This window comes from Zavarzinella formosa DSM 19928, from assembly GCF_000255705.1.
Lineage (GTDB): Bacteria > Planctomycetota > Planctomycetia > Gemmatales > Gemmataceae > Zavarzinella > Zavarzinella formosa.
This window is the reverse complement of the sequence record NZ_JH636439.1, coordinates 1290335-1314284: the sequence shown is the minus strand read 5'-3', so window position 1 is coordinate 1314284 and position 23950 is coordinate 1290335. Positions and strand designations below refer to the sequence as shown.

The following is a 23950-nucleotide window of genomic DNA, read 5'->3' as shown; positions in this document are numbered from 1 at the left end:
ACTATTCCGTCGGTTTGGGCAGTTGCTCATAGGCATCGCGGAGGAGAAGCGAACCGGTCGTCACAATATGATCGCCGACCTTTAACCCGGACCCCTCGCAACGGACGTGGATCGTTTCCCGAAACCGCCGGGTGACGTGAACCGTTTGCCGGACATATTCCGTCGGCTTGCCGGCTTGTTGAACAAAAACCACACTCTCCCGGCCGTCCTCGGTGACGGCATCCACGGGCAATTCGAGTTCCCCGCTTGTCGGCGGCAGGGACAAACGCACGGTGACAAACTGACCAATCCGCAATTCGCCCTTGGGGTTTTCCACACGCCCCGTCACCAAGGCGGTGTGCTGGTTCGGATCAATCACAGCGCCGATCTGCTCTAGCGTTCCCGAGAATGAAGCACCCGGCCGACTGGGCAAATTCACGCTCCAGTGCATTGGCTTGGGAAGAGATTGCAACATCGGCAGATCGTCTTCAAAAGCATGCGCCCAAACCACCAGATGCGACAAGTCGCCGATTTTGTACAAATCGCCGGTCGTGTCCACGATGTCGCCAACGGAGACGTTCTTTTCGAGCAACACCCCATCCTGCGTGGCGCGGACTTCCACACGAGCCCAATGGTCGCATTCTGTTCGTTTGGCGTCGGCTTTGTTGAGCCGACCCGCCTCCGCCCGAACGGCGGCAATTTCTTCCGCGGTCAATCGCCACGACTTGAGTGTTCGCTCGGCCCGTTCGACAGCCACCCGGTCAGATTGCACGGTTCGTTCGGCTTCCCGCAGACTTCGTTCCGGCGATGCTCCTTGCCGTTGAAGTTCCGTCACGCGGGCCAACGCCTGTTCGTCCGCTTCTAATTTGGAAACCGCATCGACCAGTTCGCTTTTCTTTTCGCCAAGATCCTTGCTCCACACCACCGCCAGCAAATCTCCCTGTCGGACGGAATCTCCAAACCGAAGTGGCCGAACTTTCGCAACGGGGGGTTGCGAAGAGAGAGAAGGTTCGGCCGCCTCGGTTGTGGTGCCCAAGGCCACCACTTCCCCGGGGAAACGGGAATGGACACGGGCAAGCGAATTGTTGTCGAGGGCCAGGCAGCCCTGCAAGGCGGGAAGCGGAACCGGATGATTCGCCGCCGCGACCTCGGCGGTCTTGATGCGCATATTTCGGGCTAGTTCTTCAGGGACCCGAATTCGGCGGTCTTCCAATCGAACCATCTTGGCGGGGGCTTCCGTCTTCGCGGCCGGCGACTGACCGGCGGCCTTCGGAGTCGTGGCAGTCATGTAAACGGCCGCTCCCCCGAGGCCCGTGACAATCACGCCACCGGCCACCAAGCCACGGGCCAACCACGGATAACGAGTGAACAAGGCGGACATGACAAAAACCTCTTCCGGGCGTTGTGCTTACTTCTTAGATGTTGACGGGGTAGCCGGAGTAGCCGGGGCGGCCTGCGGGGTGAAATCCACTTCACGGACAAAAAACGAGATATCCGGCTTTCCACCATTGATGTTGGCGTGAACGTGCTTGTTCAGGTAAGCCAGCACCGTCATCCCGGCCTTCAGATCGGAGATCGACGAAGGAGCATCGCTATTTTTTGTTTTGTTGATGACCTTCAGTTTCGCGTCCGATTCAAGTGAATACGTCTCATCCTTTTGGACGGTTTTTGTCTTGGTGGTTGGCACGGACACCGTGCGACCGCCGACATTTACCCGCCGACTCGGGCCGGGTGTGTTCACCGTCTCGTTGACCTTCAAGATGATTTGATCGTCCGTCACTTTCACGACCGTCCCGGTCACCGACCCGGCGGGGAAGATATTGGTGTTCGGATCCCTTTTGGTCGATTTGACCGGAGGGGTCGTCTTGGAATCGGACTTGCTGTCCTCGGCTGTTGCCATTGAGAGAAACATGAAGGCAACGAGAGGAAGGGGAAACATCCTGGCGATGTTCATAGGTGGGTGTCTCGGCTGAATGTGGATTCAGCAACCTAGAGAAGCAATCCCCATGCCATGCCTAAAATTACTACTTTTGACGAGATTTCCGCGAGAAATGACGGAAGAGTTAACTAATGAGATGAGAACCCGATGAGGTGGTCAAACATCCACCAGTGGCGTGGTCGATCATCAATCAGCGGGTTCGTCGTCCATTCCAACACTGCGATCAACATTGATTCCCAAAAGCCGCAATTTGTTCCGCAACGTGCCGCGAGTGATCCCCAGCACTTCGGCGGCCCGAACTTGGTTTCCACCCGTGCGGTTTAAAATTCGTGAGAACAATTGTCTTTCCATCATGTTCAGACAATCGGCATGAAGTTCGGAAGAACCGGCTTCCAATCGTTCGTTGATGAACGCTTCCCAATCAAGCGACGGACGCGATTCGGCCACCGGTTGTCCCGGCGGCGGTGCGGCCGGTGTTTTGGGAACATGATTGATGGTGAACAATTCCGGCACCAGCACCGATCCGCTTAATTGCAGAAATGCCTGCTTCAAAACGCTTTGCAGTTCGCGGATGTTCCCCGGCCATCGATAACTCCGCAACAAGACCTTGGTGTCCGGGGGCAAGGCGGGAACCGGCCGTTCCAGTTCACGGGCGAAGCGGGCAAGGTAGTAATCGGCCAGCAATTCAATGTCGTCGCCTCGCTCCCGCAACGGGGGCAGACGCATGGTGAAGACATTGAGCCGGAAATACAAATCGGAGCGAAAACGTCCGGCGGCCACCAGATGCTCCAAGTCGGAATTGGTGGCCGCGATCACCCGGACATCCGTTCGGAGCGTCTCGTCGCCGCCTACCCGCTCAAACTGTTGCTCTTGCAACACTCTCAGCAATTTGACTTGGGCGAGCAAAGGCATCTCCCCCACTTCGTCAAGGAAAAGCGTGCCTCCATGGCACTGCTCAAACTTGCCGATGCGTTTGCGGTCCGCCCCGGTGAAGGCCCCTTTTTCGTGCCCGAACAGTTCGCTCTCGATCAGGTTTTCCGGGATAGCTCCGCAATTGATGGCGAGGAATGGCTTGTTCTTCCGTTTCGAGTATTGGCAAACGGCCCTGGCGATCAATTCCTTCCCAGTGCCGCTCTCGCCAAGGATCAATACAGTCGTGTCCGTCGCCGCCACGCGACCGATGGCTTTGTAAACTTCTTGCATTCCGGGGGATCGCCCCACAAGAGCATCCGACCGATCTTCGACGGCCGGGGCGTCGCCAACAATCGTCGGGGTTGCCACCAGCCGACTACAGGCACAAGCGCGATCAATGGCGTCTTTCAGTTCTTCGTACAAGACGGGTTTGAGCAGGTAATCGAACGCCCCGCGTTTCATGGCTTCAATGGCCAGATCGGTCGTGCCGTGACCGGTGATCAAGATGATCGGCACCCGGGAATCGACAGCCTTGATTTGGTCAAAGGCAGCAAGGTTGTCCGCATCCGGAAGATGGACATCAAGAACGATGACATCTGGTTTGATCTCGGACTGCATCCGCAAGCCATCGGCTGCGGTTCTCGCCGTGTGAGTTTCGTACTCCGGCAAATGAAACGCTTTGCGAAACGCATGTTGGATGACAGGTTCGTCGTCAATCAAAAGCAGTTTGTGCATCGGGGTCTTGAACGTCAGACGGATGAGAAACCAAAGGGTTGGTTTCATCTTATTGGTTCTTCAACAGTCGGATTGTTCGACAATTTCAATCTGGCAACAGACTACTTGCTGCCAGCATCCGCTTCATTGGACTGGTCCGTTTGGCATACAAGTTGCTTCAAACTATTGGAACACAACTCAAATTTTCCGAGGAGCCATCAACATGGCGATTCTAACCCGACCTTCCTTTGCACCCAGCACGGCCATCATCTATATCACTGTTGGCGCGTTGATCGATGTCTGGACGGCGGTTTACTATTTCACCTACATGCGTGGCGCGACCGACACCGGCAATTCCGGTTTTTGGGTTTCCGGCCTGTTTTTGACGGGATTTATCCTCATGGCCATCGGATTTTTCCTCGGCCGAATCGGCCGGGCCGCCCGCCAGGTGGAGATGCCTCCCGCCGAGGTGACGCCGCAGGCGGCCAGCGCGGAAATTGAAGGTGCTCGTCATACACCAATCGTCACCGGCGGCCGTCCGATCATCCGGTCGATCCCGTCCAACGCCGTCCCGGCTTCGCCAGCCGCCACCAGTGCCCCGGCTTCTGTTGAGCGAACATTTGCCCAATAAATGGCGGGTCTTCCCCACAGATCATTCCTGAAGCCCCCGGAGGATTCTCCGGGGGCTTTTTCGTGTCAATTGGATTGGTAAAATAGAGATTGGCTGAGCATTATCTCGATCTCCAAAGGCCACCTCATGAGTCAGGCTTTCCAAACGGCGGGCGATGTTCGGATGGCTTGTCGCGTTGGCGAACTCACCGGACCGACAACCGGGTATGCCGCCGGATACGAGCAGGCCAACCTGGTGATCGTTCCCAAGGAATTCGCGTTTGATTTTCTCTTGTTTTGCCATCGCAATTCGCGGGCCTGTCCATTGCTTGATGTGACCGATATCGGCGACCCGGAACCCAAGAGATCGACGGCCGGGGCAGACTTGCGAACAGACCTTCCCAAGTACCGTGTCTGGCGGGATGGCCGGGTGTCAGATGAGCCAACTAATCTCCGCGAATTATGGCGGGATGATCTCGTGTCATTTTTGATTGGATGTTCGTTTACATTTGAACATGCCTTGCTGGCCGAAGGCATTCCGGTGCGGCATCTGGAACAAGGCCGCAATGTGCCGATGTTCAACACAGGTTTGGAATGCCAAGCCGCCGGTCGCTTTGCCGGTCCTTTGGTAGTGTCCATGCGGCCAATGCTTCCGATGCAAGCCTTGGCGGCCTCCAAAATATGCGAACGCTTCCCCCGATCCCACGGCGGCCCGATTCACGTCGGCGATTCATCGGCCATTGGCATCCATGACATTACCAAGCCAGACTACGGCGATCCCGTGGACATCCGGCCGGGCGAATTGCCCGTCTTCTGGGCCTGCGGGGTGACGCCGCAAGCGGCCCTCATGCGGGCGAAATTGCCGTTTGCCATCACCCACGCGCCCGGTCATATGTTCTTGACCGACCTTCGCAGCGGAACGTAGGCAAAAACCGAGCAAGTATGTCTCACTTGCGGAAGACAATCTCCAACCCGTCGGCATCGGCGGGAACCTTTACTTCCTTGGCCGTCTGCCCCTTCACCGCCCAAGTGAATGTTCGCGGCATTCGCAACGTGACATATTGATCGGCCGGGAGTTTCACGGATTCGCCGTTGATCTCCAGTTCCATTTCACGGTCACTATGGTTGAAGATGCCAACTTTCACCTCAGCCGGGGCTTCCGCGCGGATCTTCTCGGCAGGGATCAAGAACTGATCGATGGAGACGGATTTTTCCTTTTCCTTCGTCTTCGGTTGGTCGATTTTCGCCGGAGGAACGGCTTTCGGCGCGGGAAGAATCTTTTTTGGTTCCGTGTTATCGACGGGAATGCGGGGATTGGCGATCTTGGGATTCGCCCCCTCGGCAGGTTTGGTTCGTGGCGGGTTCGTTATCCCATAGACCGGAACTTGCGTCACGGGCATGACGACCGGATTCACCCAAACGGGTTGGTAATAAATCGGCGAGGACCAATACGGCATGGCGTAGACCGGCGGGGAATAACAGGCGGGCCCACAATAACTCCGGTGATACCCGCCAAAGCAGCAATGGGCCTGGGCCCCGGTGAACGAAAACAGCAACAAGAGAATTGCCAAGGTGTGACGCACGGCGGCCTTTCCGATGGAAGTCGTTCTTCTGAAAGAGTTTTAGACATTTTCCCGACTCGCGGCGACTAGAATAATGAAGACGAATCTCACCCGGCCGTCTGCCCAACTCATTGGAATCCACTGATGCGTCTGACCATTTGTCTCGTCGGGTTGCTCTGGGCCGGCCTCGCCAGCGCCCAGACGGAACGCTACGTTCTCGGGAAAAAAGTCCACGATTTGGAACTGGCATGGGAAACACAGTCGCCGTCGGCGGAGGCAAAGAAACGAGCCACTCCGCTCATCAACAAAGCGGTGCAAAGTTTCTTCAGCCTCAACATGACCGGGGCGGCCAAATACCTCGACGAAGCGAGGCACGCCCTGCTTTCCCCCGACTCTCCTCCGGCGGGCGTGAAATGGGCTGACGCGGTCAGTGTGCTGCCCGAATCCCGGTTGTTGGACGCCAAGGCCACCGAATGGCCGGTCGCGGTGAAACTCTTTTACAAACCGGACGGCGACGCTCCGGCGAACCCCGTCATCCATGTGATCGTCGGCCGGTCACGGGCGCAGGAATTTCCCATCGACAAACTCCCCGTCACGGTGACAGTGGCTTTGAAGGATATTCCGGGCTTGGTCACCGCCGATCTGCCAGTGAGCGTGGCCGTCGTCTCCGGCGGGAAAGTGCTGGGCATCAAAACACACACGCTATCTCGTGTTGAGAATCTGGACAAACGCCTCGCCAAACTTCGTGGAGTCTTGGACGCCAAATCCTTGACACACGCCATCGAACAGGCCACCCTCGCCCACCTCACGAAACTGCTCGGTGATCTCGCGACCAAGACTGTCCCGGAGACAGATTACCCCGCCGCCAAACTCATCGTCGAAGCCGAACAATTGATTGAATCCAAGGAACCGTTCTATGCCCTCGGCCACAGCGGAGAGCATTGGCTGGCCCTGCCGACGGAAAAGGCCACGTCCTTCGTGCGAATTCGATTACCCGTGTCAATGACCAAGGAAAGCCCCGTGCCGGTGGTGTTCGCCTTGCACGGCATGGGAGGTTCCGAAAACATGTTCTTCGACGCCTATGGCAACGGCATCGTTCCCCGAATGGCCTTTGAACGTGGTTGGCTGATCGTGGCCACGCGGGTGAACGGCATGTTCGGCCCCACCCCGAATGTCCCGGCTATCCTTGATCAACTCGCGGAGCGTTATCCCATTGATCGGAAACGGGTGTTCCTCGTCGGCCACTCAATGGGGGCGGGACATGTGACCGCCCTGGCCCAGCAAACTCCAGAACGCTTCACCGGAGTGGCGGCCCTCGGCGGCGGTGGAAAGATCGACAAACCGGAGGCCGTGAAAGACCTTCCCTTCTTCATCGGTTGCGGCAAGCAAGACATCGCATTGAAGGGCGCTAAGCAATTGAACGATTCGCTGACGGCCGCGAAAACCCCGGTGACGTTCAAGGAATACGAGGACATCGAACACCTCGCCATCGTGCAAGAGGCGGCGAAAGATGTGTTTGCGTTCTTTGACAAACTGGCGGCGAAGACAAAGTGAGCCGGTGAAAAGAATGAATCTCCCCCCTCGCATCTCATTCGGGCCAATTCACCTTTTGGGCCACATGGCCCTTTTCAAACGGTTCCGAATCAACATTGAACGGTCATTTTGGGCCACGGAAAACGCCCGCCAAAGGCCCCAGATTACTCCAAAATCATTAGGCGACATGTCGATTTACCGAGGGTTTTGAAAAATGGTGTTCAGTTGGCCCACTGTTTTTGACCACCTCGGTGGGTGTCCAACTGTCCAAAAATGGTCGCCGGAGGGCTGTTTTTCGTCGTTTTCGGTCACTTTTAACTTGGTTTTTAAGCGGTTTTCAAATCGTGAAAGCCAAGGGCCTGTAACATCATGGTCTGCGAAAAAACAGCGGATCTTTTGAGTTGTTTGAACACAAAATGAAGCCGAGTTCTCGCCGGTAACGTCTTGAGCATGCGGGACGATTTTCCTCGGTGTTTGTCAATCCAGCCACTCTTCCTCGTCTTGCGTGTCGTCCGAGTCCGGGGCATCAATCACCCGAAGGTTTTTTAAATTCGGAGACGATCTGAGAATTTCTTCTTCAACCGTGCCTTCTCCGGCATCTGGCAATCGCAGATACCAGAGGTTTTGAACATGTGGTGAATTAGCCAACGCGGTCAAACCCCATTCACCGTAATCCAGATTGTTTAACCGCATCACGCCGATATGCCGAAGGTCTGGCAGTGCAGCCAATTTGATCATTCCATCATTTCCAAACGCGACGGTGCCTGTGGAAATTGTTTGGTACAGAGAAAGAGCGACCGGCCATCCAAACCTTCGTGCAAGTCGAATATTGTGGGCGATCATTCTGAGATCACTCCTCAACGCATGTGCGACTGCTTGGACTGTATGAGGATATTCTTCCCTGTCTGATAACTCGGTCAACTCGGAACAACTGCTCTCAACCACACACACTGGCAAACCGCGAATGAATTTCCACAAAGCGGTCGGCAAAAAAGTTTCCTCCCATTCTTCAACCACCGCAGGCGGTGAATGGGTGACTTCGCCCGATGCCACGCTCTCGCGGATGAACTCGGCCCGTTCGTCCTCGTCGTTGTCCTGCACCCAATCGGCATAAATCAAAATCGGGGCGTCGTCCCAAGGCGTTTCCAGACATCGACGAAGCAGGGCTTCCTCTTCGGGATGCAATGGCTTTTTCGTCGTCAACGGTTTCGCTTTTTTGCGGGCCACGACTTGCTCCCACGACAAAAAGAAACCGGGAGACAAATGTCTCCCGGCTGGAAAGTTGAACGCTCTTTTTCGCCAACCGATTACTTCTTGAACAACGGGCTGTTCGGATCGCCACGCGAGAGCAAGTAAGCCATCAGGTCAAGCACCTCGTTTTGATTCAGGGTGCTGAGCAAGTTTTCCGGCATCATCGAAACGGCCGAGGGCTTGATTTCGTCAATGTCGGCTCGCTTGATGTCGACCACTTTTGTCGAATCTAGCGGGTCTGTCAGGATGGTCACCAAATCCTTGGTATCGGTTACGATCTTGCCGGAGAACTTCTTGCCGGAGTTTGTGGTGATGTTGAAGGCCCGGTATTGGTCGGAGATGATTTTGCTCGGCATGATGATCGACTCGGCCATGTCCTTGTAGCTAAACCGGCCGGCCGATTGGGTCATGTCCGGGCCGGTGGACCCGCCATCGCCGTAGAAGCGGTGGCACTGGACGCACTGGGCGGCCGAGAACATCTTTAGACCGTTGGCATAGTTCCGGCCCTTCAACTGTCCTTCCAAGGCAAGCATGTCTTCCATCGTGTAGGTCTTGCCCGGCCCTTGGGGCTTCGGCAATTCCTTCGGTTTGAATGGCTTCCGCAAACCGGCCGCTTCGATGGCCAGCCGGTCGGCCTCGGGGGCGTTGTCAAAGTTGTCTTTCTCGAAGTTATTGAGGAAAGCCTGATAACTGGCGCCGCCGCTCTTGGTGCGGGCGTCGGCAATCGCCGCGAAGTAGGACTTGCGTTGGGCCATCGTCCATCCATCCTTGGCGTTGCGCAGATGATAGATGTAAGCCAACTTCTGTTGATCGGCGCCGTTGTCGATCATCTTCTGGATGGCCGCCCCATAGCCCTTGTTGCGGGCCAAGAGATCGCTCAAACCGGGGTTCGGCGTCGGATGGGACGGGCCGTCGAGCAGCTTGGTCGTCTTCGCGATCACTGTCGGAGATTTGAGATACACCAGCACCAGACACAGTTCGCGGTTCACGAAATCCGTGCCATTGGGGAAGAACGGATCAAGCTTTTTCACGATGGCGGCGGCCGTGTCTTTGTCAGGCTCACCCGTGCGGATGAACACGAGGGCCAACGCCCGCAGCCAGTCGATTTGCTGCCGTTCGTCCAACTTGGCGAAGTCGAGCGATTGCAGGACGGCCGTCAACTTCGGCCCCAACGTCTTCGAGCCTTGGTGGGCAAGGCCAATGGTGCCTTGGATCACCGTGTCCGGGTCCGTGGCCGTGAGAACTTTGTCGGCCCATGTGTCGGTCGGCAGGTGTTCCAAAGCAACGCGGGCAGCGTAGCGGAGAAAACGGTCTTCGCTCTTGAGGTATGGCAAGGCAAACGCAACCGCCTTGGCCGGGTCTTCAATCTTGCCCGAATGCATGAACTCCAACTGATGGCGGATTTCCCGTTGGTCGGCGTTCTTGGGATTCTTGTATTCAACCTTTTCGGTCGATTCGCTGCCGACGTAACTGACTCGGAACAATTCGGACTGGGTACCGCGGCCACCGATGGTGAAGTAGAGGTTGCCGTCCGGCCCGACCGCCACGTCTGTCAGCGGCAACGGCGTCCGGGAAACGAATTCTTCCTTCACACCTTTGTAACTGCTACCTTGGGGTTCCAAATGGATTGAGTAGATGGTCCCGAAGGTCCAGTCGAGGATGAACAGGGCTTTTTGGTATTTGGCCGGGAACTTCGTGCCATAGCCGAACTCGACACCCACGGGCGACCCGGGGCCAATGTCCACGGCGGCGGGAAGGCTGTCCGGATAATAGGCGGGCCATTTGCCGGTGCCGCTGCGCCAGCCGAGTTCGCTGCCGCTGGTGGCGTGGTTGACGCGAGTCGGCCGATACCACGGAGAGCCGACGTCGTACTCCATGTCGGCGTCATACACGAACATTTCGCCGTCCGCGTTCAAGGCGAAATCGAACGGATTGCGGTATCCGGCCGTCTGGATTTCCCATGTTTTCCCGTCGGGATCGGTCTTGGCGACCCAACCGCCGGGGGCAAGAATACCGCGAGCGTGGCCGCTGGGGTCCCAGTGCCGCGGCATCAGAAAGTCTTCATTCCAATTGCTCGGCAGTCGGCTCGCATCAAACTTTTCGGGCGGCAATGTGTGATTGCCGGCGATCACCAACAGATTCTTGCCATCCGGGGTCAGCCGCACGGCATGCGGGCCGTGTTCTCCGCCACCGGCGAATGCTTTGAGTTTCACCACTTCGTCAAACTGGTCAGTCCCTTTCGTGTCACGCAGACGATACAGGCCGCTGCCAGGACCACCGTTGGCGACCACATAGAGAGAGTCGAACGCGTAAAGCAGCCCTTGGGCGGCGGACATCTTTACGTCCAGCTTTTCAACCTTGGTCTCTTCCTTGGAACCCGGCTTCGGAGGCGTGATCCGATACAGCCCGAGATTCCCTTGGTCGCTGGCAATCAACCGGCCCTTGTTATCGAACGTGATGTTGACCCATGAGCCGAATTTATCTTTCGGCACGGTAAACAGCTTTTCGACTTGGAAACCGGGCTTCACAAAAAACGCACTCGATTCGGCGGCCGCATTCCGCTCTTCAAATACTTTGTTCCACGGAGCCACACCGTACAACCCGATCTTTCGGGCCGCGACCGGCTTGCCGGCCTTCGTCGCGGGGACGGCTTCCCACTTGTCGTCCGAGATCACATAGCTTTTGACGCCTTTGGCGTCGGTGATTTCAATCTGACAAAGGAACCCGGCGACGCCTCCTTCATTGATGACCGCCGCCTCAAGCACATTGGCGCCGGGCTTCAGGTGCATGGAAAAATCATTGACGACCGGCTCTTCCCACGCCATGCAGCGCGCGATAACCGTGGTGTCATTAATCTTCACCACGGCTTGGTTGTCGCATGTGGCCCGGATGATCGCCTTGGCGCCCGCCGGAACGGTGAATTCCGCCTTGAGGGTGTAATTTTGCTTGTCGTCGGCTCCCCATATCCAGAAAGGCTTGGTGCCGCGAAAAGCCGGGGTTTCCGCAGGCTTGGCTGTCGCGGGACCATCTGACGGCAGGCCACTGCCGACCGTGGCCATCAATTTCGGGGCCTGCGTGGCCGTCACCGGGTCAGCCGCCGTCAGCGAGTGGCCAAACAGCGACCCGAGGACAATGCCGCCCGTTGCGAGTATTCGCCGGGAGAGTCGAATCATGAGTGTGCAATCCTTGGAAGAAAACGAAATCAAGCCAAAATCGGTTTCACCACATGGCCGTGAACGTCCGTCAGACGATAATCACGGCCCTGGAAGCGATACGTCAGTTGTTCGTGGTTGAAGCCCAACAGATGCAGAATGGTCGCCTGCAAATCGTGAATATGAACTTTGTCCTTGGCGACGGCAAAACCCAGATCGTCGGTCTCGCCGTGGGTGTAACCACCCTTCACGCCGCCCCCGGCCATAAATAGCGAGTAGCAATCCGGGTAGTGGTCCCGGCCGAGGTTCTGACTGCCGGCCGTGCGCCCTTCGCGGAACGGCGTCCGGCCGAATTCTCCACCGCAGACAATCAACGTGTCTTCAAACAATCCGCGTTGTTTCAAGTCTTTGATGAGGGCGGCAATCGGCTTGTCCACGGTGGCACACTTGTTGGTCAACCCGCCGCGAATGTCCTCGCCGGGGCCGGTGCCGTGGAAGTCCCAACCCCAGTCAAACAGTTGGACATAGCGAACCCCCTGCTCCACCAACCGGCGGGCCAAAAGGCAGTTGTTCGCAAAAGATGCCCCACCCGGCGTGGCCCCGTAGGAGGCGATCATCTTGGCGTTTTCCTTGGAAATGTCCATCACTTCCGGCACAGCCGTTTGCATGCGGAAAGCGAGTTCATATTGTTCGATACGGGTCACAGTCTCGGGATGACCGAGATCCTTCACCTGCATTTCGTTCAGATCCCGCAAGGCATCAAGTGACTTGCGGCGAAGGTCACGGTCCATCCCGGCCGGATCGGAAACATACAGAACCGGGTCACCCTTCGACCGGCATTGCACCCCTTGGTACACGCTCGGCAAAAAGCCGCTTCCCCAACAGCCCTGCCCGCCACTGGGTTGCACGCCGCTGGAGATCAGGACAACGAATCCGGGCAGGTTGGCGTTCTCCGAACCAAGCCCGTAAGTGACCCACGTTCCCATCGACGGCCGCCCCTGACGAGGCGAGCCAGTGTACAGAAGCAGTTCGGCCGGGGCATGGTTGAACTGATCGGTGTTCATCGACCGAATCACGCACATGTCGTCCGCGTGTTCGTGGAGGGCCGGGATGGCATCCGACATCCAAGTCCCGCCCTTGCCATACTGCTTGTAAGTCCGCCGGGTGCCAAGCAACTTGGGAACCCCGGTCGTGAACGCAAACCGGCGCCCCTTGAGAATGCTGTCCGGGCAGTTCTCGCCGTCGTGCTTCACCAGTTCCGGCTTGTAATCGAACAAATCAAGGTGCGGCGGCGCCCCGGAGAGATGCAGATAAATCATCCGCTTCGCCTTCGCGGGCAGCGGCGGCTTCTTCGGCGCCAGCGGACTGACCGCCAAGGCCGGATCGGCTTTCGTCTCCCCGGCCAGCATGGAAGCCAGCGCAATCGAACCCATCCCGACAGAGGATTCCTTGAAAAAGGTCCGGCGGGTGAGGTGTTGGAGGGCTTGTTGATTCGGGTTCATGGTAAATCCTCGGTCAATCTCTTCAAAGATACTTCGACGATCATTTTCAACACGCCGTCCAACTCATGCCGAACTTGTTGATTCGTGAACCTCAGCGTATCGAATCCGAAACTGTCTAAAATCCGATCTCGCTCGGCGTCATATTTCTGACGATGGTCATGGACTGACCCATCAATTTCAACAATCAGTTTTGCCCGATGGCAATAAAAGTCTGCAATGAATCCATGAAGCACTTGCTGTCGGCGAAAATGCAAACCATTTAGCCGATTCTTCCGAAGACACTCCCACAGAAGTTCTTCTTCAGCAGTCATCTCTTGACGAAGTTGTCTTGCCCGTTTTGCCTTTGCCCCATCCACCGATTGGCCGCGAACGATTCTGGGGATGGACATTGAGCCATTCTCCAAATGGTGTCAGTCAACGTCCGGCAACCTAACCCCCCGGCCCCCTTCCCTAAGAAGGAAGGGGGAGCAAGACGGGAACCATCGCCGCTTGAAAGGACTGTGGCAATGGGGTCTTGATATCCACCCACTTGCTCCCCCTTCCTTCTTAGGGAAGGGGGTTGGGGGGTTAGGTTACCCGTCAATGACTCCATCCTCCGCCAAGTCACTTCTTCATCAACGTCTCGTCCAAATTCAAAAGCACGTTCGCGACCAATGTATAAGCGGCGGCTTCGGCCGAATCCATTCCCGCAGGCAACGGCCCCAGCGGCATTGTGGCCATTTGGGTGGCTTTGGCTTTTTCCTTGTTATAAGACGTTTGGGTTTCGCTCAGGAGTCGCTCAAGCCGATTGAGTTCCACATCCGTCGCCGGACGAGTCAGCACTTGTCGGAAGCCGTAGTTGAGCCGATCCTTGGGCGTGGTTCCCCCGGTAGAGATCATCTTCCGGGCGAGGGCTTGGGCGGCCTCCACGTACACGGCATCATTTAGAGTCACAAGAGCTTGAAGCGGCGTGTTCGTTCGAGGTCGTCGGACGGTGCAAATATCCCGGTTTGGCGCGTCGAACGTCGTCATTGACGGATACGGATTGGATCGCCGCCATTCGGTGTATAGTCCCCGGCGATACTTGTCCTCGCCGTCGCTGGTCTTCCAATCGATGGAACTTCCGAAGGCCGCGTTTAAGCCGCACGACGGCTGATTTGGCCGTACCGAAGGGCCATACATCTTGGAACTCAGCAACCCGCTCGCGGCAAGTGCCTGGTCGCGGACCATCTCGGCGGTGAGCCGCAATCGGGGGCCGCGGGACAGCCAGCGATTGTCCGAATCCTTTTCAAGCACATCCGGCAGAACCTTGGAATCCTGCCGGTAGGCCGCTGACATGACGATTAGTTTCACAAAAGCCTTCATGTCCCATTTCAAACGGATCAGTTCGGTCGCCAGCCAGTCAAGCAACTCCGGGTGGGTGGGGAGTTCTCCTTGAATCCCAAACTCCTCGCCAGTGCGGACGAGGCCGAGGCCGAAGAGTTGTTCCCAATAACGGTTGACAATCACGCGGGCCGTCAACGGGTTGGCCGGATCGACCAGCCATTTGGCAAGCGTCAGCCGATTCTTCGGGGCGTCCTTCGGTAATTCACCAAAGATCGCCGGGATGCCTTCGGAGACTTCTTCGCCGAGGTCTTGGAAGTTTCCGCGATATTGGAGTTTGGTTTTCCGGCGGGCGGCGCCAACCAGTTCTTTCATGATCGGAACGGTCACCGGCTTTTGGTCGGCGATCAATTTCGTGAGTTGGGACTTGCGTTCGCGGTCCTTGGCGAATTCCGGGGCGGTGGTGCCAAGGTAGAACTCGGTGATTGTTTGCTTTTGAGCATCCGTTCGCTTGGCGGCCGGAATGCCGACAGCGGCCATCACATCAGCCGGAAGTTTCACCACTTCGCTAATGCGGGGTTCGGCTGTCGAACTGAGCTTGAACAAGCCGATCAAATGCGACGGATGCGGAGAATTTTGTTCCAGCTGAATCCGCAACGTCGAACCCGGCGGTATTTCCACGGGATTTTTCAACAAGAGCGTGAGTGAATGCGGTTTGCCAAGCCCTCCCCCGATGGCCCAACCTGTTGGCTTTTTGCTCGCGGGATCGACGAGGGAAGCCGCCGGAAACATCGGCTGTTCGTGATCGGCGAAAGCCGTGGCAATCGGGAGAATCCGTTCGCCGTTAGTTTCCAACGTCAGCGAGGGCATTGGCACCGGCCGCTCGCCGGAATTCCAAACTTCTTTGCGGGCCTCGTCAAGCACGGTGACACGATAACCAGCGAGGCGGGCTTCCACGCCGCTGGTGCGGTTCCACAAAGTGATTTTGTCGATGGGCTGGGCCGACTGAAGATCAACCTCCCACCAAGGATTGGCTTCGATCTTGGTGTGCGTGACGGATTTGTTCTCAAAGTTCCCGTCAGTCTTGCCATCTATGGCGAGATTGGCCGGGCCGTCGTAATCCGTGCTGCTTTGCGCGGCTTTCCCCTTGAGGGCGACATTCGCCCCGCCTGAGAACACTTGCACTTCCGCGAGATGCAGGATCTTTCCCGGCCCCGGAATCGATACTCGCACAAAACGCCCCTTCAATGGTGCGGAGCCATTTGGAACAAGCGAGGCCGACACCTTGGTGAGAACAAAGTTTCCACCCGCCAAGCCGGGACCATTGCCCGGTAATTTGGGGTCCGTCAACACATCCAGTTTCAGGCCGGAAATGGCTTTGTCGGTCGCCGGAATCTCCACGGTGTACGTATCCGTTGCGGCAGACTTCTCAATGAAGACTGAACCATCCGGCCGGATGACCATCGGCAGACCGGCCTTCGATCTCACAGCGCCGGGTTTCAAACTTGTCCAAGCGGGATTCACCGGCAATTGCGATTCCCACTTGGCCAGACCGGCCAGAATCTCCGGGATCGGTTTCTTGAACTTGGCGTCGAGTTCCGCAAGTTCGGCCGTCCATGCGTCGCGTTGTTTTTGTTGTTCGGGGGTGATGAGGCGATGGAGCGGGCTTTCATCTCCCCGGTCGGCATCTTCCGTGTTGTTCAGAATCGCAAACAGGCCGAAGTATTCCTTCTGGGTGATCGGATCGTACTTGTGGCTGTGGCACTGAGCGCACGCGATAGACGTTCCCATCCAAGTCGTCAGGGTGGTATTTACCCGATCCACGATGGCCACATTACGAAATTCTTCGTCGTTGGTTCCGCCTTCGTTGTTGGTCATCGTGTTGCGGTGAAACGCGGTCGCGACGGTTTGTTCTTCCGTCGGTTTCGGCAGCAAATCCCCGGCGAGTTGCTCAATGGTGAACTGGTCAAACGGCTTGTTCTTGTTGAACGACTTGATGACGTAATCGCGGTAGGCCCAGATCGTTCGCAAAGGGTCATCCGCATACCCGGCCGAATCGGCATAGCGGGCCAGATCGAGCCACAACCTCGCCCAATGTTCGCCGTAACTTTCTTTGGCCAGCATCTTATCCACGTACCGTTCATACGATCCGGGAGTTGTGTCCTTCACAAAGGCATCGGTCTCGGCGACCGTCGGCGGCAGGCCGGTGAGGTCAAGTGCCACACGACGGGCGAGGGCGTATCGGTCAGCCTCTCCGGCGGGTTTGAAGCCGAGTTGCTCCAGTTTCGCCAGCACAAAACGGTCAACCGGGGTTTGCACCCATGCCGTGTTCTTCACCGGCGGCAGCTCAGCTCGTTTCGGCGGCACGTAAGCCCAATGGGTTTCGTATTTGGCGCCATCCTGAATCCACTGTCGCAGCAGGGTGATTTCCCCGGCCGTGAGTTTCTTCCCCGTCCGGGGGGGCGGCATCACCTCTGTCGCCTTGGTTGTGCTCACCCGGTTAATGAGGGTGCTGGCCTCCGGTTTGCCGGGGATGATGGCAAAGTGATCTTCCAACTTGGCCCGCGAACCCTCGGCCGTGTCCAGGCGCAAATCGGCCTTGCGTTCCTTTTCATCCGGCCCGTGGCAAAAGTAACAGTTGTTTGAGAGAATTGGCCGGATATCCCGGTTGAAATCCACCGGGGCGGCATGACCGACGGCGGCGCACACCAGAAACCCGAGTGTTCCGGGGAATAACGACTTGCTGAACATCATTGGCACACGCGTGACAAACGAGGGATCGGGACCGAGTCCCGCCGTGGCAGGCAGTTGATGGTAATATACCTGTCCGGTTTGCCAAACGCGAGAGAGAAGTTCCCGGTCCGGCCGCTTTTCCGGGTTGTGGGTTTCCGTGCCCTGCTGTTATCGTGGTAACATGCGAAACACCCTTCTCCTTTTCCCGGTTTTGCTGGTGATCGGTTGCGAACGTACCGACGGCGAAAAGCTCGTCCGCATCGGACAGATTTCCACGGAGAAAATCCGCGAAGCCGCCCCCTCCCGCACTCCCTTTGGAGACATCGCCCCAGAGGCATCCACGGTTGGCCGTGTGCGTTCTCGTATTAAGGGGGATGTCTATTTTCAAAAATCCCAAGTTCAAGTGACGGAAGACGAAGAAGGCATTCGCCTGCGGGGAAGCGTCCCCAGCCGGGAACACCTCGAACGAGCCGGACAACTCGCCCAACAAACCGTGGGCGTGAACAAAGTGGTCAACGAACTGACGATCCGGGAACCGTAAGATAGTCAATTGAAGGAGCCAACCGATGATTTACCGCGTTCCGTTGACTTTTACGCCTCAACCAGAAGGAGGCTACACGGTGACTTCCACCGCCTTGCCGGAACTTGTAACAGAAGGCGACACACTCACCGAAGCCCAAGAAAATGCCCGTGACGCATTGGCTGCTGTTGTGGAATTGTACGCCGATCTCGGGCGACCATTGCCCTTGATGATTCTTCATGCAGCCGAGGCCGACTCGATTGAATCCAACACCTTGGTGGAAGTTGGATGATTTACCGAGAGGTCGCCCGCAAACTAAGAATTCTTCATTGCGTCGAGATTCCGCGATCCGGCGGCGGATCACACCGCAAATGGCTGAACCCGGTCACGAATCAATCGACAGTGATTCCAGATCACGGCGGTCGTGATCTGAAACAAGGAACATTACGGGCGGTCATCCGGCAACTTGGTTTGGAATGGTCAGATTTTGAAAATGCCTGAATACACATTTTCACTCTTTCCAAGTCGCCACGCCACCATTGCGCAATGCTTTGTTGGCGAGATGCGCCGCTGAAGCGCTCGAGACTCCCCCCTCGGCCGGGGCGCTCGGAGCCTGCCGACTTTTCATGCTCTCCACCCAGTTTGTCAAATGCAGAAGCTCACCATCCGGGAGGTCGTAAAAGTCGGCGCCGCGATGGGTTGGTGTTTTGCCGAGGATGAGTTCCTGCGGTTCAAGCTTTTTGTTGCGTTCCGGGGTGACGATCATCGCTCCGCGATCAAGATAAAGCGTCGCGTCTTTGCCCATGAAAGTGATCATCGCGCCGCGATGGGCGTTGGCAAACGTGCCCTCAAAGTGCATTTGAATCCCGCCGGGGTATGTCAACACCGTTTGCACGGTGTCCGGGGTTTCCCACACATCCTTGCTCACCAGATGATTGCCGAGGGCAACTGCCTTTTCGGGGTGATCGACTTTCAGAATCCAGTGGGCCACATCAATCCAATGCACCATCAAGTCGGTGAAAATCCCTCCGCCGAAATCCCAAAACCAGCGCCAGTTTCGGAATCGGTACTCATCGTAATCTTGGGCCTTCGCGGTTCCGAGAAACGCCTTCCAATCCAAACTCTTCGGATCAATGGTATCCTTAAAACGCCGAACGCGGTCCGTGTTACGGTTCCATGACATGTGAACCTTGAAGACCTGCCCGATGCCGCCGGACTGGATGATCTCTTTGGCCTTGATGATGTGCGGCATGCTCCGTTGTTGCGTGCCAACCTGCACAATTCTCTTGTGAGTGTTCTGTGCCTCGACAATGGCTTTTCCTTCGCTCAGGTCGTGCGTCAACGGCTTTTCAACATACACGTCCTTCCCGGCGGCGCAGGCAGCGACGGCCATCGGCACATGCCAGTGATCCGGCGATCCGATCAGCACGGCATCAATATCCTTGCGGTCGAGCAGGTCTTGAAACTTCCGGGAGACAATCGCCTTCGGGTCCGCGATGGCCTTCGCCTGATCGAGCGCCTTCTCCCAAATATCGCACACGGCCGCCATGCGGACATTGGGAACCTTGGCCAGCGATTTCATGAGATGCCGACACCGTCCGCCCGTGCCAAGACACGCCACATTGATTGTGTCATTGGCTGCGTGAGAGACAGAGGAAGCCAAGGCGGTGGCCCCGGCCGAGACAAGAAACGTTCGCCGCGTCTGCATGGGAGAGATCCTCGGGTGGGAGAAAACAGAAAGTGAGGAAGATTGTACCCGAAAACATAGCTAATCCCGAGAACGACCGTCGAGGCTCTGACAAAACCCCTGGCATGAGAGTTGACGATTTGACAGGCATGAAATTTCAGAGGTTGTTTTTGCGGGAATTTCAACGATTTCCGGGTTACAATCCTTTCCATGCAACTCTCGATTCTCCGGATTTCATTCATGATTCACAGGCTTTTGGCAATCCTGACTCTTGCGATTCTCTCAAACGTTCCGGTCTTCATGGAGGTTTCCAAAGCCGAACCTCTCGGTGACAAACGACAACCTTGGACCACATCCAAACTGTTGGGCGCGCCCGAACCCCCTTCACCGTATCGACCCCAGCGGGTCTTTCCCAAGTTGCAATTCGACAAGCCTGTTCATCTTGAATTGAACAAGACGCAAAACCGCTGGTATGTGGTCCAGCAAGAGGGAAAGATTCTCTCGTTCCCGAATGCCTTAACGGCGACGGGGGCCGATGTGGCGATTGATGTTTCCAAGGATTTGAAAAGCTGGAAACCGGATGAGTTGACTGACAAGTTGGATTCCGTCTACGGGCTTACGTTTCACCCGAAGTTTGCAGAGAATGGTTTTTGCTATGTCTGTTATGTGCTCAGGGGAAAGAAAGGAGACTTGCCGGAGGGGAGTCGGGTGTCGCGTTTTACCGTCACCAAGACTGTCCCGCCGAAAATCGATCCGGCCAGCGAGGAAGTCCTCATTACGTTTCAGGGAGGAGGACACAACGGCGGCTGTTTGGTGTTCGGACCGGATGGCTGCCTTTACATCTCCACGGGTGATGCCGCCAATCCCAATCCTCCGGATGCCCGCAACACCGGGCAGGATTGCAGTGATCTGCTCTCCAGCATCTTGCGGATTGATGTGGATCATCGGGACGCGGGAAAAAAGTACGCCATTCCGAAGGACAATCCGTTCGTGGGTCGAGAGGGGATTCGACCGGAGATTTGGGCGTTTGGATTCCGGAATCCGTGGAAGATGTCCTTTGATCGCGTTGAGGGTTCCCTCTGGGCCGGAGATGTTGGCTGGGAAATGTGGGAGATGATTTACAAGGTGGCGCGAGGCGGCAACTATGGCTGGTCGATCAAGGAGGGACCGCAGAGTGTCCGGCCGGATGTCAAGATTGGGCCGACGCCGATTCTCCCGCCAGCTATTTCGTTCCCGCATTCGGAAGCCGCGAGCATCACCGGAGGATTCGTTTATCGGGGGAAGAAATGGAAGGACTTGGCGGGCGCCTATGTGTGCGGCGATTGGATGAGCCGCAAATTTTGGGCGACCACCTTTGACGGGGACAAAATCGCAACCCATCGGGAAATTGCATCCAGTCAGCACCAGATTGTTGGGTTTGCCGAGGATGCGGACGGAGAACTTTTTTATCTGGATTACAGCCCGCAAGGGGGCATTTACAGCTTTGTCCCCAACGAGGAAGCCGGGAAACCGCAACCACCATTTCCCAAGAAATTGAGTGAAACCGGCCTGTGGAACGATCTCTCCGGAGACAAACTGGCGGCCGGCACTTATGCGTATTCCATCAATGCGGAGCCGTGGGCCGATCATGCCGCGATGTCACGGGTCGTGGCCATCCCCGGCGAAGGTTCGGCCACCATTTACCACTCTCTTCAAAAAGTGCCCGACACGGCTTGGTTCAACACACGGGTCTTTTTCCCAAAAAACGCGGTTCTGGCGAAGACATTTACTCTGGAAATGGAAGCGGGCCAGCCGGCCAGTCGTCGCCGCGTTGAAACGCAGGTGATGCACTTCAACGGAGTGGAATGGCGAGGTTACACCTACAAGTGGAACGATGCACAGACCGATGCTTCGTTGGTGGCGGCGACAGGCGAAGATGTGGAACTCAAGGTGAAGGATGCCGCCAGCCCCGGTAGGGTTCGACGACAGACGTGGCATTTTTCGGGCCGCAGCGAATGCCGGCAATGCCATAATCCGTGGGCCGGGGAGGTGCTTTCCTTCACAGAACCGCAGTTGCGTTCGGACGTCTCGAAAGCCGGGGATAACACCTCTTGGAATCACTTGTCGGCCTTGGGTGTTATCAAACGCGGAGATGAAAAGCTTAAGCCGGGCGAAATTGATGATGTGAAATTGCTGGTTAACCCATATTCAACCGAGGCTGATAAGACCGCAAAAGCAAGATCGTATCTGCAAGTTAATTGCAGCCATTGCCATCAATTCGGCGCCGGCGGATCGGTGAATATCGACTTGCGAATGGAAACAGAATTGGATCGGATGAACGTATTGGAGGAAAAACCAGTTCAGGGAACATTTGATATTCCGGGCTGCCAGATTGTCGCTCCGGGCGACCCTTATCGTTCGGCGTTGTATTATCGAATCGCCAAGCAGGGGCGGGGGCGGATGCCGCACATTGGCAGTGAACTGGCGGATGACCGGGGGGTGAAACTGATCCGCGATTGGATCAGACAACTTCCTGGCCGAAAAGACGACCGCACGCTGGTGGATGCCTGTGCCGCGAAGGAAGACTCTCCGGCTCGGAAAGAGGCCATCGTCAAACTGCTCGGCAGCCCCGCCGGGGCTTTGATGCTGGCCGAGGCGTGGGATGACCATCGTTTGCCCGATTCGGCGAAGACTCAAATTCTGGCGGCCGCCAGCACCAAGGAAGCCCCGATCCGTGACTTGTTTGAGCGATATGTTCCCGACGACCAAAAAGTGAAACGGCTTGGCACAATCATCCGAGCCGAAAGCCTGCTGGCGATGAAGGGGGATGCCAGTCGTGGGAAAGATGTGTTCTTCAACAAAGCGGCCTCACAATGCGCCCAATGCCACAAGATTGGCGGGCAAGGGGGAGAGATTGGACCGGACCTCTCGCAGATTGGCAAGAAGATGCAGAAGCGGCAGCTTTTGGAGAGCATCGTCGATCCCTCAAAGGATATTGACGCCAAGTTCGCCAGTTATACGGCCGAAATCGACGACGGCCGATTGGTGAGCGGCCTTGTGATCAAGCAAACAGCCGCCGAGGTGATTGTTCGTGACAATCAGGGGAAAGACACGGTGATCCCGGTCAAGAAACTGGTGACGCTGACACCGTCGAAAAAATCCTTGATGCCGGAACAGCTTTTGCGAGACATGACCGCCGAGCAAGCGGCCGATCTGCTGGCCTATTTGGAAAGTTTGAAGTGATTGTTATGGAAAGAAATAATCATGAAGGCAAAAGGATCATAACGTAACTTCTTCTTTGTGAAACTTTGTGTGATCTTTGTGCCTTTGTGGTTATTCTTCTATTTTTTTAGTTTCTGCTTTTTTCTCTTCGTTCACCGCAAGCAATCGTTCATACACCTTGATGAGCTTGGCGAGGATCGGTTCGGCTTTTCGGGTCAATTCTTGTTGTCGGCGGGCGTATTCCTGTCGTCCGGTCGCCTCTTCGATGCGGATTGGTTCGAGTTCGTAACCGGTCATGTCATATGGGCTGGCTCGCATGTCCAGTTCACGGGCTTCCCATGCCAGTAGAAACGCATCCCCAAGCAGTTCGCCGGATACCCACGGGGCGATTTTGTAAGCGTAGCGGTACAGGTCCATCGTCACATGCACGCAACCGGGTTGATCGAAATGCTCCGTTGTGTCGCGTGTGAGTTGATGGCGATTTTTGGGAACGGCCAGCGGAGTGAAAAAACGATACGCATCGTAATGCGTACAGCACAAATCGCCGGTTTCCACGATCCCGGCAATGTCATCGGGGGATAAACGCAGCGGCGTGCGGCCGTGGCGAATGTTCTCTTCGCGGTAAACCATCGCCCATTCGTGCAATCCGAAACACTCGCTGAAGGCCGGACGGGCGGGGACGCTGGACGATGAAAATGCTGGCGGACAAACTGGTGGAGTTGGAGGTCGTTGATTCCATTGACCCGGCCACGGTTTGCCGTCCTAGAAAAAAACGATCTCAAGCCCTGGCTTAAACAGTAATGGATTATCCCGTCGAAGGCGAACGCCGGCTTCGCACCCGCCTATGGAAGATGTGCTTGACCTTTATGAGAAGCCCATTGATCCGAGCCATCCGGTGGTGTGTGTCGACGAGGGAGGCAAGCAACACATTGGCGACGTGCGCGAGCCATTGCCCGTCCGGCCTGGTTCGCCCGCGAAGCAAGACCACAAATACGAACGCGAGGGAATGGCGAACCTGTTCATGGCCCTCGAACCGCTGGCCGACCGGAGGCACGTCGAGGTCACCGAACAAAAACTAGCGTGGATTTTGCCCGGTTCCTGCGGGACTTGGCTGAACGGCATCACACACCGAAGCATGGCAGCTGGCTCAACATAGCCGAGATCGAGCTCAGCGTAGTGGCCCATCAGTGTCTGGATCGTCGCATCCCCGATCTGGAGACACTCAAACAAGAAGTGTCGGCTTGGGAACGAGAGCGGACCAAGGCGGCGGTGACGGTCGACTGGCAGTTCACCACAGCCGACGCCCGTGTGAAACTCAAAAAATCATATCCAACCATTCAACTGCAATGAAATA

Annotated in this window: 20 protein-coding genes; 9 read left to right on the top strand and 11 right to left on the bottom strand. The window is 56.5% G+C overall.

Annotated elements, in window-relative coordinates:
• Window position 1: 1 nt before the first annotated feature.
• From BGIM_RS0106255 to BGIM_RS0106245, 3 genes are all read right to left on the bottom strand, one after another.
• Window positions 2-1360, bottom strand: a complete 1359-nt coding sequence (locus BGIM_RS0106255; RefSeq protein ID WP_020468943.1) for an efflux RND transporter periplasmic adaptor subunit — start codon at window positions 1358-1360, stop codon at window positions 2-4.
• Between the two features lie 27 nt (window positions 1361-1387).
• Window positions 1388-1918 carry a hypothetical protein gene (locus BGIM_RS0106250; RefSeq protein ID WP_157368636.1) on the bottom strand — a complete coding sequence of 177 codons (531 nt, stop codon included), beginning with the start codon at window positions 1916-1918 and terminating at the stop codon, window positions 1388-1390.
• A 186-nt stretch (window positions 1919-2104) separates the two neighbouring features.
• Window positions 2105-3613 carry a sigma-54-dependent transcriptional regulator gene (locus BGIM_RS0106245; RefSeq protein WP_020468941.1) on the bottom strand — a complete coding sequence of 503 codons (1509 nt, stop codon included), beginning with the start codon at window positions 3611-3613 and terminating at the stop codon, window positions 2105-2107.
• Between the two features lie 154 nt (window positions 3614-3767).
• Between BGIM_RS0106245 and BGIM_RS0106240 the strand changes: the two genes are divergently transcribed.
• The gene (locus tag BGIM_RS0106240; RefSeq protein WP_020468940.1) at window positions 3768-4175 is read left to right on the top strand and encodes a hypothetical protein; all 408 of its coding nucleotides are present in this window, start codon (window positions 3768-3770) and stop codon (window positions 4173-4175) included.
• 126 nt (window positions 4176-4301) lie between these two features.
• Entirely contained in the window at window positions 4302-5078 is a 777-nt protein-coding gene (locus BGIM_RS0106235) for a putative hydro-lyase (RefSeq protein WP_020468939.1), read from the top strand.
• 22 nt (window positions 5079-5100) lie between these two features.
• Here BGIM_RS0106235 and BGIM_RS0106230 read toward each other — a convergent pair whose 3' ends face one another.
• Window positions 5101-5736 carry a hypothetical protein gene (locus BGIM_RS0106230; protein WP_020468938.1) on the bottom strand — a complete coding sequence of 212 codons (636 nt, stop codon included), beginning with the start codon at window positions 5734-5736 and terminating at the stop codon, window positions 5101-5103.
• Between the two features lie 123 nt (window positions 5737-5859).
• On the opposite strand from BGIM_RS0106230, the gene BGIM_RS0106225 reads away from it, so the two are divergent.
• Window positions 5860-7269: an alpha/beta hydrolase gene (locus tag BGIM_RS0106225; RefSeq protein ID WP_020468937.1), complete on the top strand. Its 1410-nt coding sequence runs from the start codon at window positions 5860-5862 to the stop codon at window positions 7267-7269.
• A 456-nt stretch (window positions 7270-7725) separates the two neighbouring features.
• Here BGIM_RS0106225 and BGIM_RS0106210 read toward each other — a convergent pair whose 3' ends face one another.
• The 5 genes from BGIM_RS0106210 to BGIM_RS66985 all read right to left on the bottom strand — a co-directional run bounded on the left by BGIM_RS0106210 (window position 7726) and on the right by BGIM_RS66985 (window position 17209).
• Window positions 7726-8475: a TIGR02996 domain-containing protein gene (locus BGIM_RS0106210; protein WP_157368635.1), complete on the bottom strand. Its 750-nt coding sequence runs from the start codon at window positions 8473-8475 to the stop codon at window positions 7726-7728.
• Window positions 8476-8555: 80 nt separating this feature from the next.
• Complete coding sequence (locus tag BGIM_RS0106205) at window positions 8556-11672, bottom strand: c-type cytochrome (protein ID WP_020468934.1); 3117 nt, start codon at window positions 11670-11672, stop codon at window positions 8556-8558.
• A 29-nt stretch (window positions 11673-11701) separates the two neighbouring features.
• Window positions 11702-13153, bottom strand: coding sequence for a DUF1501 domain-containing protein (locus tag BGIM_RS0106200; RefSeq protein WP_020468933.1), 1452 nt, complete (start codon window positions 13151-13153; stop codon window positions 11702-11704).
• Complete coding sequence (locus BGIM_RS0106195; RefSeq protein WP_020468932.1) at window positions 13150-13542, bottom strand: endonuclease domain-containing protein; 393 nt, start codon at window positions 13540-13542, stop codon at window positions 13150-13152. The genes BGIM_RS0106200 and BGIM_RS0106195 overlap by 4 nt, the downstream gene beginning before the upstream one ends.
• Before the next feature lie 214 nt (window positions 13543-13756).
• A complete protein-coding gene (locus BGIM_RS66985; protein WP_020468931.1) occupies window positions 13757-17209 on the bottom strand; it encodes a DUF1553 domain-containing protein in 3453 nt (1150 codons plus the stop codon).
• Between the two features lie 160 nt (window positions 17210-17369).
• Here BGIM_RS66985 and BGIM_RS0106185 point away from each other — a divergent pair, with 160 nt between their 5' ends.
• From BGIM_RS0106185 to BGIM_RS0106175, 3 genes are read left to right on the top strand one after another with little or no spacing between them, the layout of a single operon-like run.
• Window positions 17370-17729 (top strand): BON domain-containing protein, encoded by a 360-nt coding sequence (locus BGIM_RS0106185; protein ID WP_020468930.1) that lies wholly within the window; start codon window positions 17370-17372, stop codon window positions 17727-17729.
• Between the two features lie 25 nt (window positions 17730-17754).
• Window positions 17755-18000 carry a type II toxin-antitoxin system HicB family antitoxin gene (locus tag BGIM_RS0106180; protein ID WP_020468929.1) on the top strand — a complete coding sequence of 82 codons (246 nt, stop codon included), beginning with the start codon at window positions 17755-17757 and terminating at the stop codon, window positions 17998-18000.
• The gene (locus BGIM_RS0106175; RefSeq protein WP_020468928.1) at window positions 17997-18209 is read left to right on the top strand and encodes a type II toxin-antitoxin system HicA family toxin; all 213 of its coding nucleotides are present in this window, start codon (window positions 17997-17999) and stop codon (window positions 18207-18209) included. The genes BGIM_RS0106180 and BGIM_RS0106175 overlap by 4 nt, the downstream gene beginning before the upstream one ends.
• 10 nt (window positions 18210-18219) lie before the next feature.
• Here the strand turns inward: BGIM_RS0106175 and BGIM_RS0106170 are convergent, their stop codons facing one another.
• Window positions 18220-19416: a Gfo/Idh/MocA family protein gene (locus BGIM_RS0106170; protein ID WP_020468927.1), complete on the bottom strand. Its 1197-nt coding sequence runs from the start codon at window positions 19414-19416 to the stop codon at window positions 18220-18222.
• Between the two features lie 219 nt (window positions 19417-19635).
• Here BGIM_RS0106170 and BGIM_RS48965 point away from each other — a divergent pair, with 219 nt between their 5' ends.
• Complete coding sequence (locus BGIM_RS48965; protein WP_162136223.1) at window positions 19636-22617, top strand: PQQ-dependent sugar dehydrogenase; 2982 nt, start codon at window positions 19636-19638, stop codon at window positions 22615-22617.
• Window positions 22618-22707: 90 nt separating this feature from the next.
• On the opposite strand, the gene BGIM_RS48960 is transcribed toward BGIM_RS48965, so the two are convergent.
• A complete protein-coding gene (locus BGIM_RS48960; protein WP_020468925.1) occupies window positions 22708-23226 on the bottom strand; it encodes a hypothetical protein in 519 nt (172 codons plus the stop codon).
• Between the two features lie 223 nt (window positions 23227-23449).
• On the opposite strand from BGIM_RS48960, the gene BGIM_RS62545 reads away from it, so the two are divergent.
• Window positions 23450-23752 (top strand): hypothetical protein, encoded by a 303-nt coding sequence (locus BGIM_RS62545; protein WP_157368634.1) that lies wholly within the window; start codon window positions 23450-23452, stop codon window positions 23750-23752.
• A 20-nt stretch (window positions 23753-23772) separates the two neighbouring features.
• Complete coding sequence (locus BGIM_RS62540) at window positions 23773-23946, top strand: hypothetical protein (protein ID WP_020468923.1); 174 nt, start codon at window positions 23773-23775, stop codon at window positions 23944-23946.
• The last annotated feature ends 4 nt before the right edge of the window (window positions 23947-23950 follow it).

Bases quoted from the DNA above. Each gene is read 5' to 3' on its own strand.
- BGIM_RS0106185 (WP_020468930.1), top strand. From the start codon at position 17,370: ATGCGAAACACCCTTCTCCTTTTCCCGGTTTTGCTGGTGATCGGTTGC.
- BGIM_RS0106240 (WP_020468940.1), top strand. From the start codon at position 3,768: ATGGCGATTCTAACCCGACCTTCCTTTGCACCCAGCACGGCCATCATC.
- BGIM_RS48960 (WP_020468925.1), bottom strand. From the start codon at position 23,226: ATGGTTTACCGCGAAGAGAACATTCGCCACGGCCGCACGCCGCTGCGT.
- BGIM_RS0106250 (WP_157368636.1), bottom strand. From the start codon at position 1,918: ATGTTTCCCCTTCCTCTCGTTGCCTTCATGTTTCTCTCAATGGCAACA.
- BGIM_RS0106225 (WP_020468937.1), top strand. From the start codon at position 5,860: ATGCGTCTGACCATTTGTCTCGTCGGGTTGCTCTGGGCCGGCCTCGCC.
- BGIM_RS48965 (WP_162136223.1), top strand. From the start codon at position 19,636: ATGATTCACAGGCTTTTGGCAATCCTGACTCTTGCGATTCTCTCAAAC.
- BGIM_RS0106175 (WP_020468928.1), top strand. From the start codon at position 17,997: ATGATTTACCGAGAGGTCGCCCGCAAACTAAGAATTCTTCATTGCGTC.
- BGIM_RS0106245 (WP_020468941.1), bottom strand. From the start codon at position 3,613: ATGAAACCAACCCTTTGGTTTCTCATCCGTCTGACGTTCAAGACCCCG.
- BGIM_RS0106170 (WP_020468927.1), bottom strand. From the start codon at position 19,416: ATGCAGACGCGGCGAACGTTTCTTGTCTCGGCCGGGGCCACCGCCTTG.
- BGIM_RS0106235 (WP_020468939.1), top strand. From the start codon at position 4,302: ATGAGTCAGGCTTTCCAAACGGCGGGCGATGTTCGGATGGCTTGTCGC.
- BGIM_RS0106180 (WP_020468929.1), top strand. From the start codon at position 17,755: ATGATTTACCGCGTTCCGTTGACTTTTACGCCTCAACCAGAAGGAGGC.
- BGIM_RS0106195 (WP_020468932.1), bottom strand. From the start codon at position 13,542: ATGTCCATCCCCAGAATCGTTCGCGGCCAATCGGTGGATGGGGCAAAG.
- BGIM_RS0106255 (WP_020468943.1), bottom strand. From the start codon at position 1,360: ATGTCCGCCTTGTTCACTCGTTATCCGTGGTTGGCCCGTGGCTTGGTG.
- BGIM_RS0106200 (WP_020468933.1), bottom strand. From the start codon at position 13,153: ATGAACCCGAATCAACAAGCCCTCCAACACCTCACCCGCCGGACCTTT.
- BGIM_RS66985 (WP_020468931.1), bottom strand. From the start codon at position 17,209: ATGATGTTCAGCAAGTCGTTATTCCCCGGAACACTCGGGTTTCTGGTG.
- BGIM_RS0106205 (WP_020468934.1), bottom strand. From the start codon at position 11,672: ATGATTCGACTCTCCCGGCGAATACTCGCAACGGGCGGCATTGTCCTC.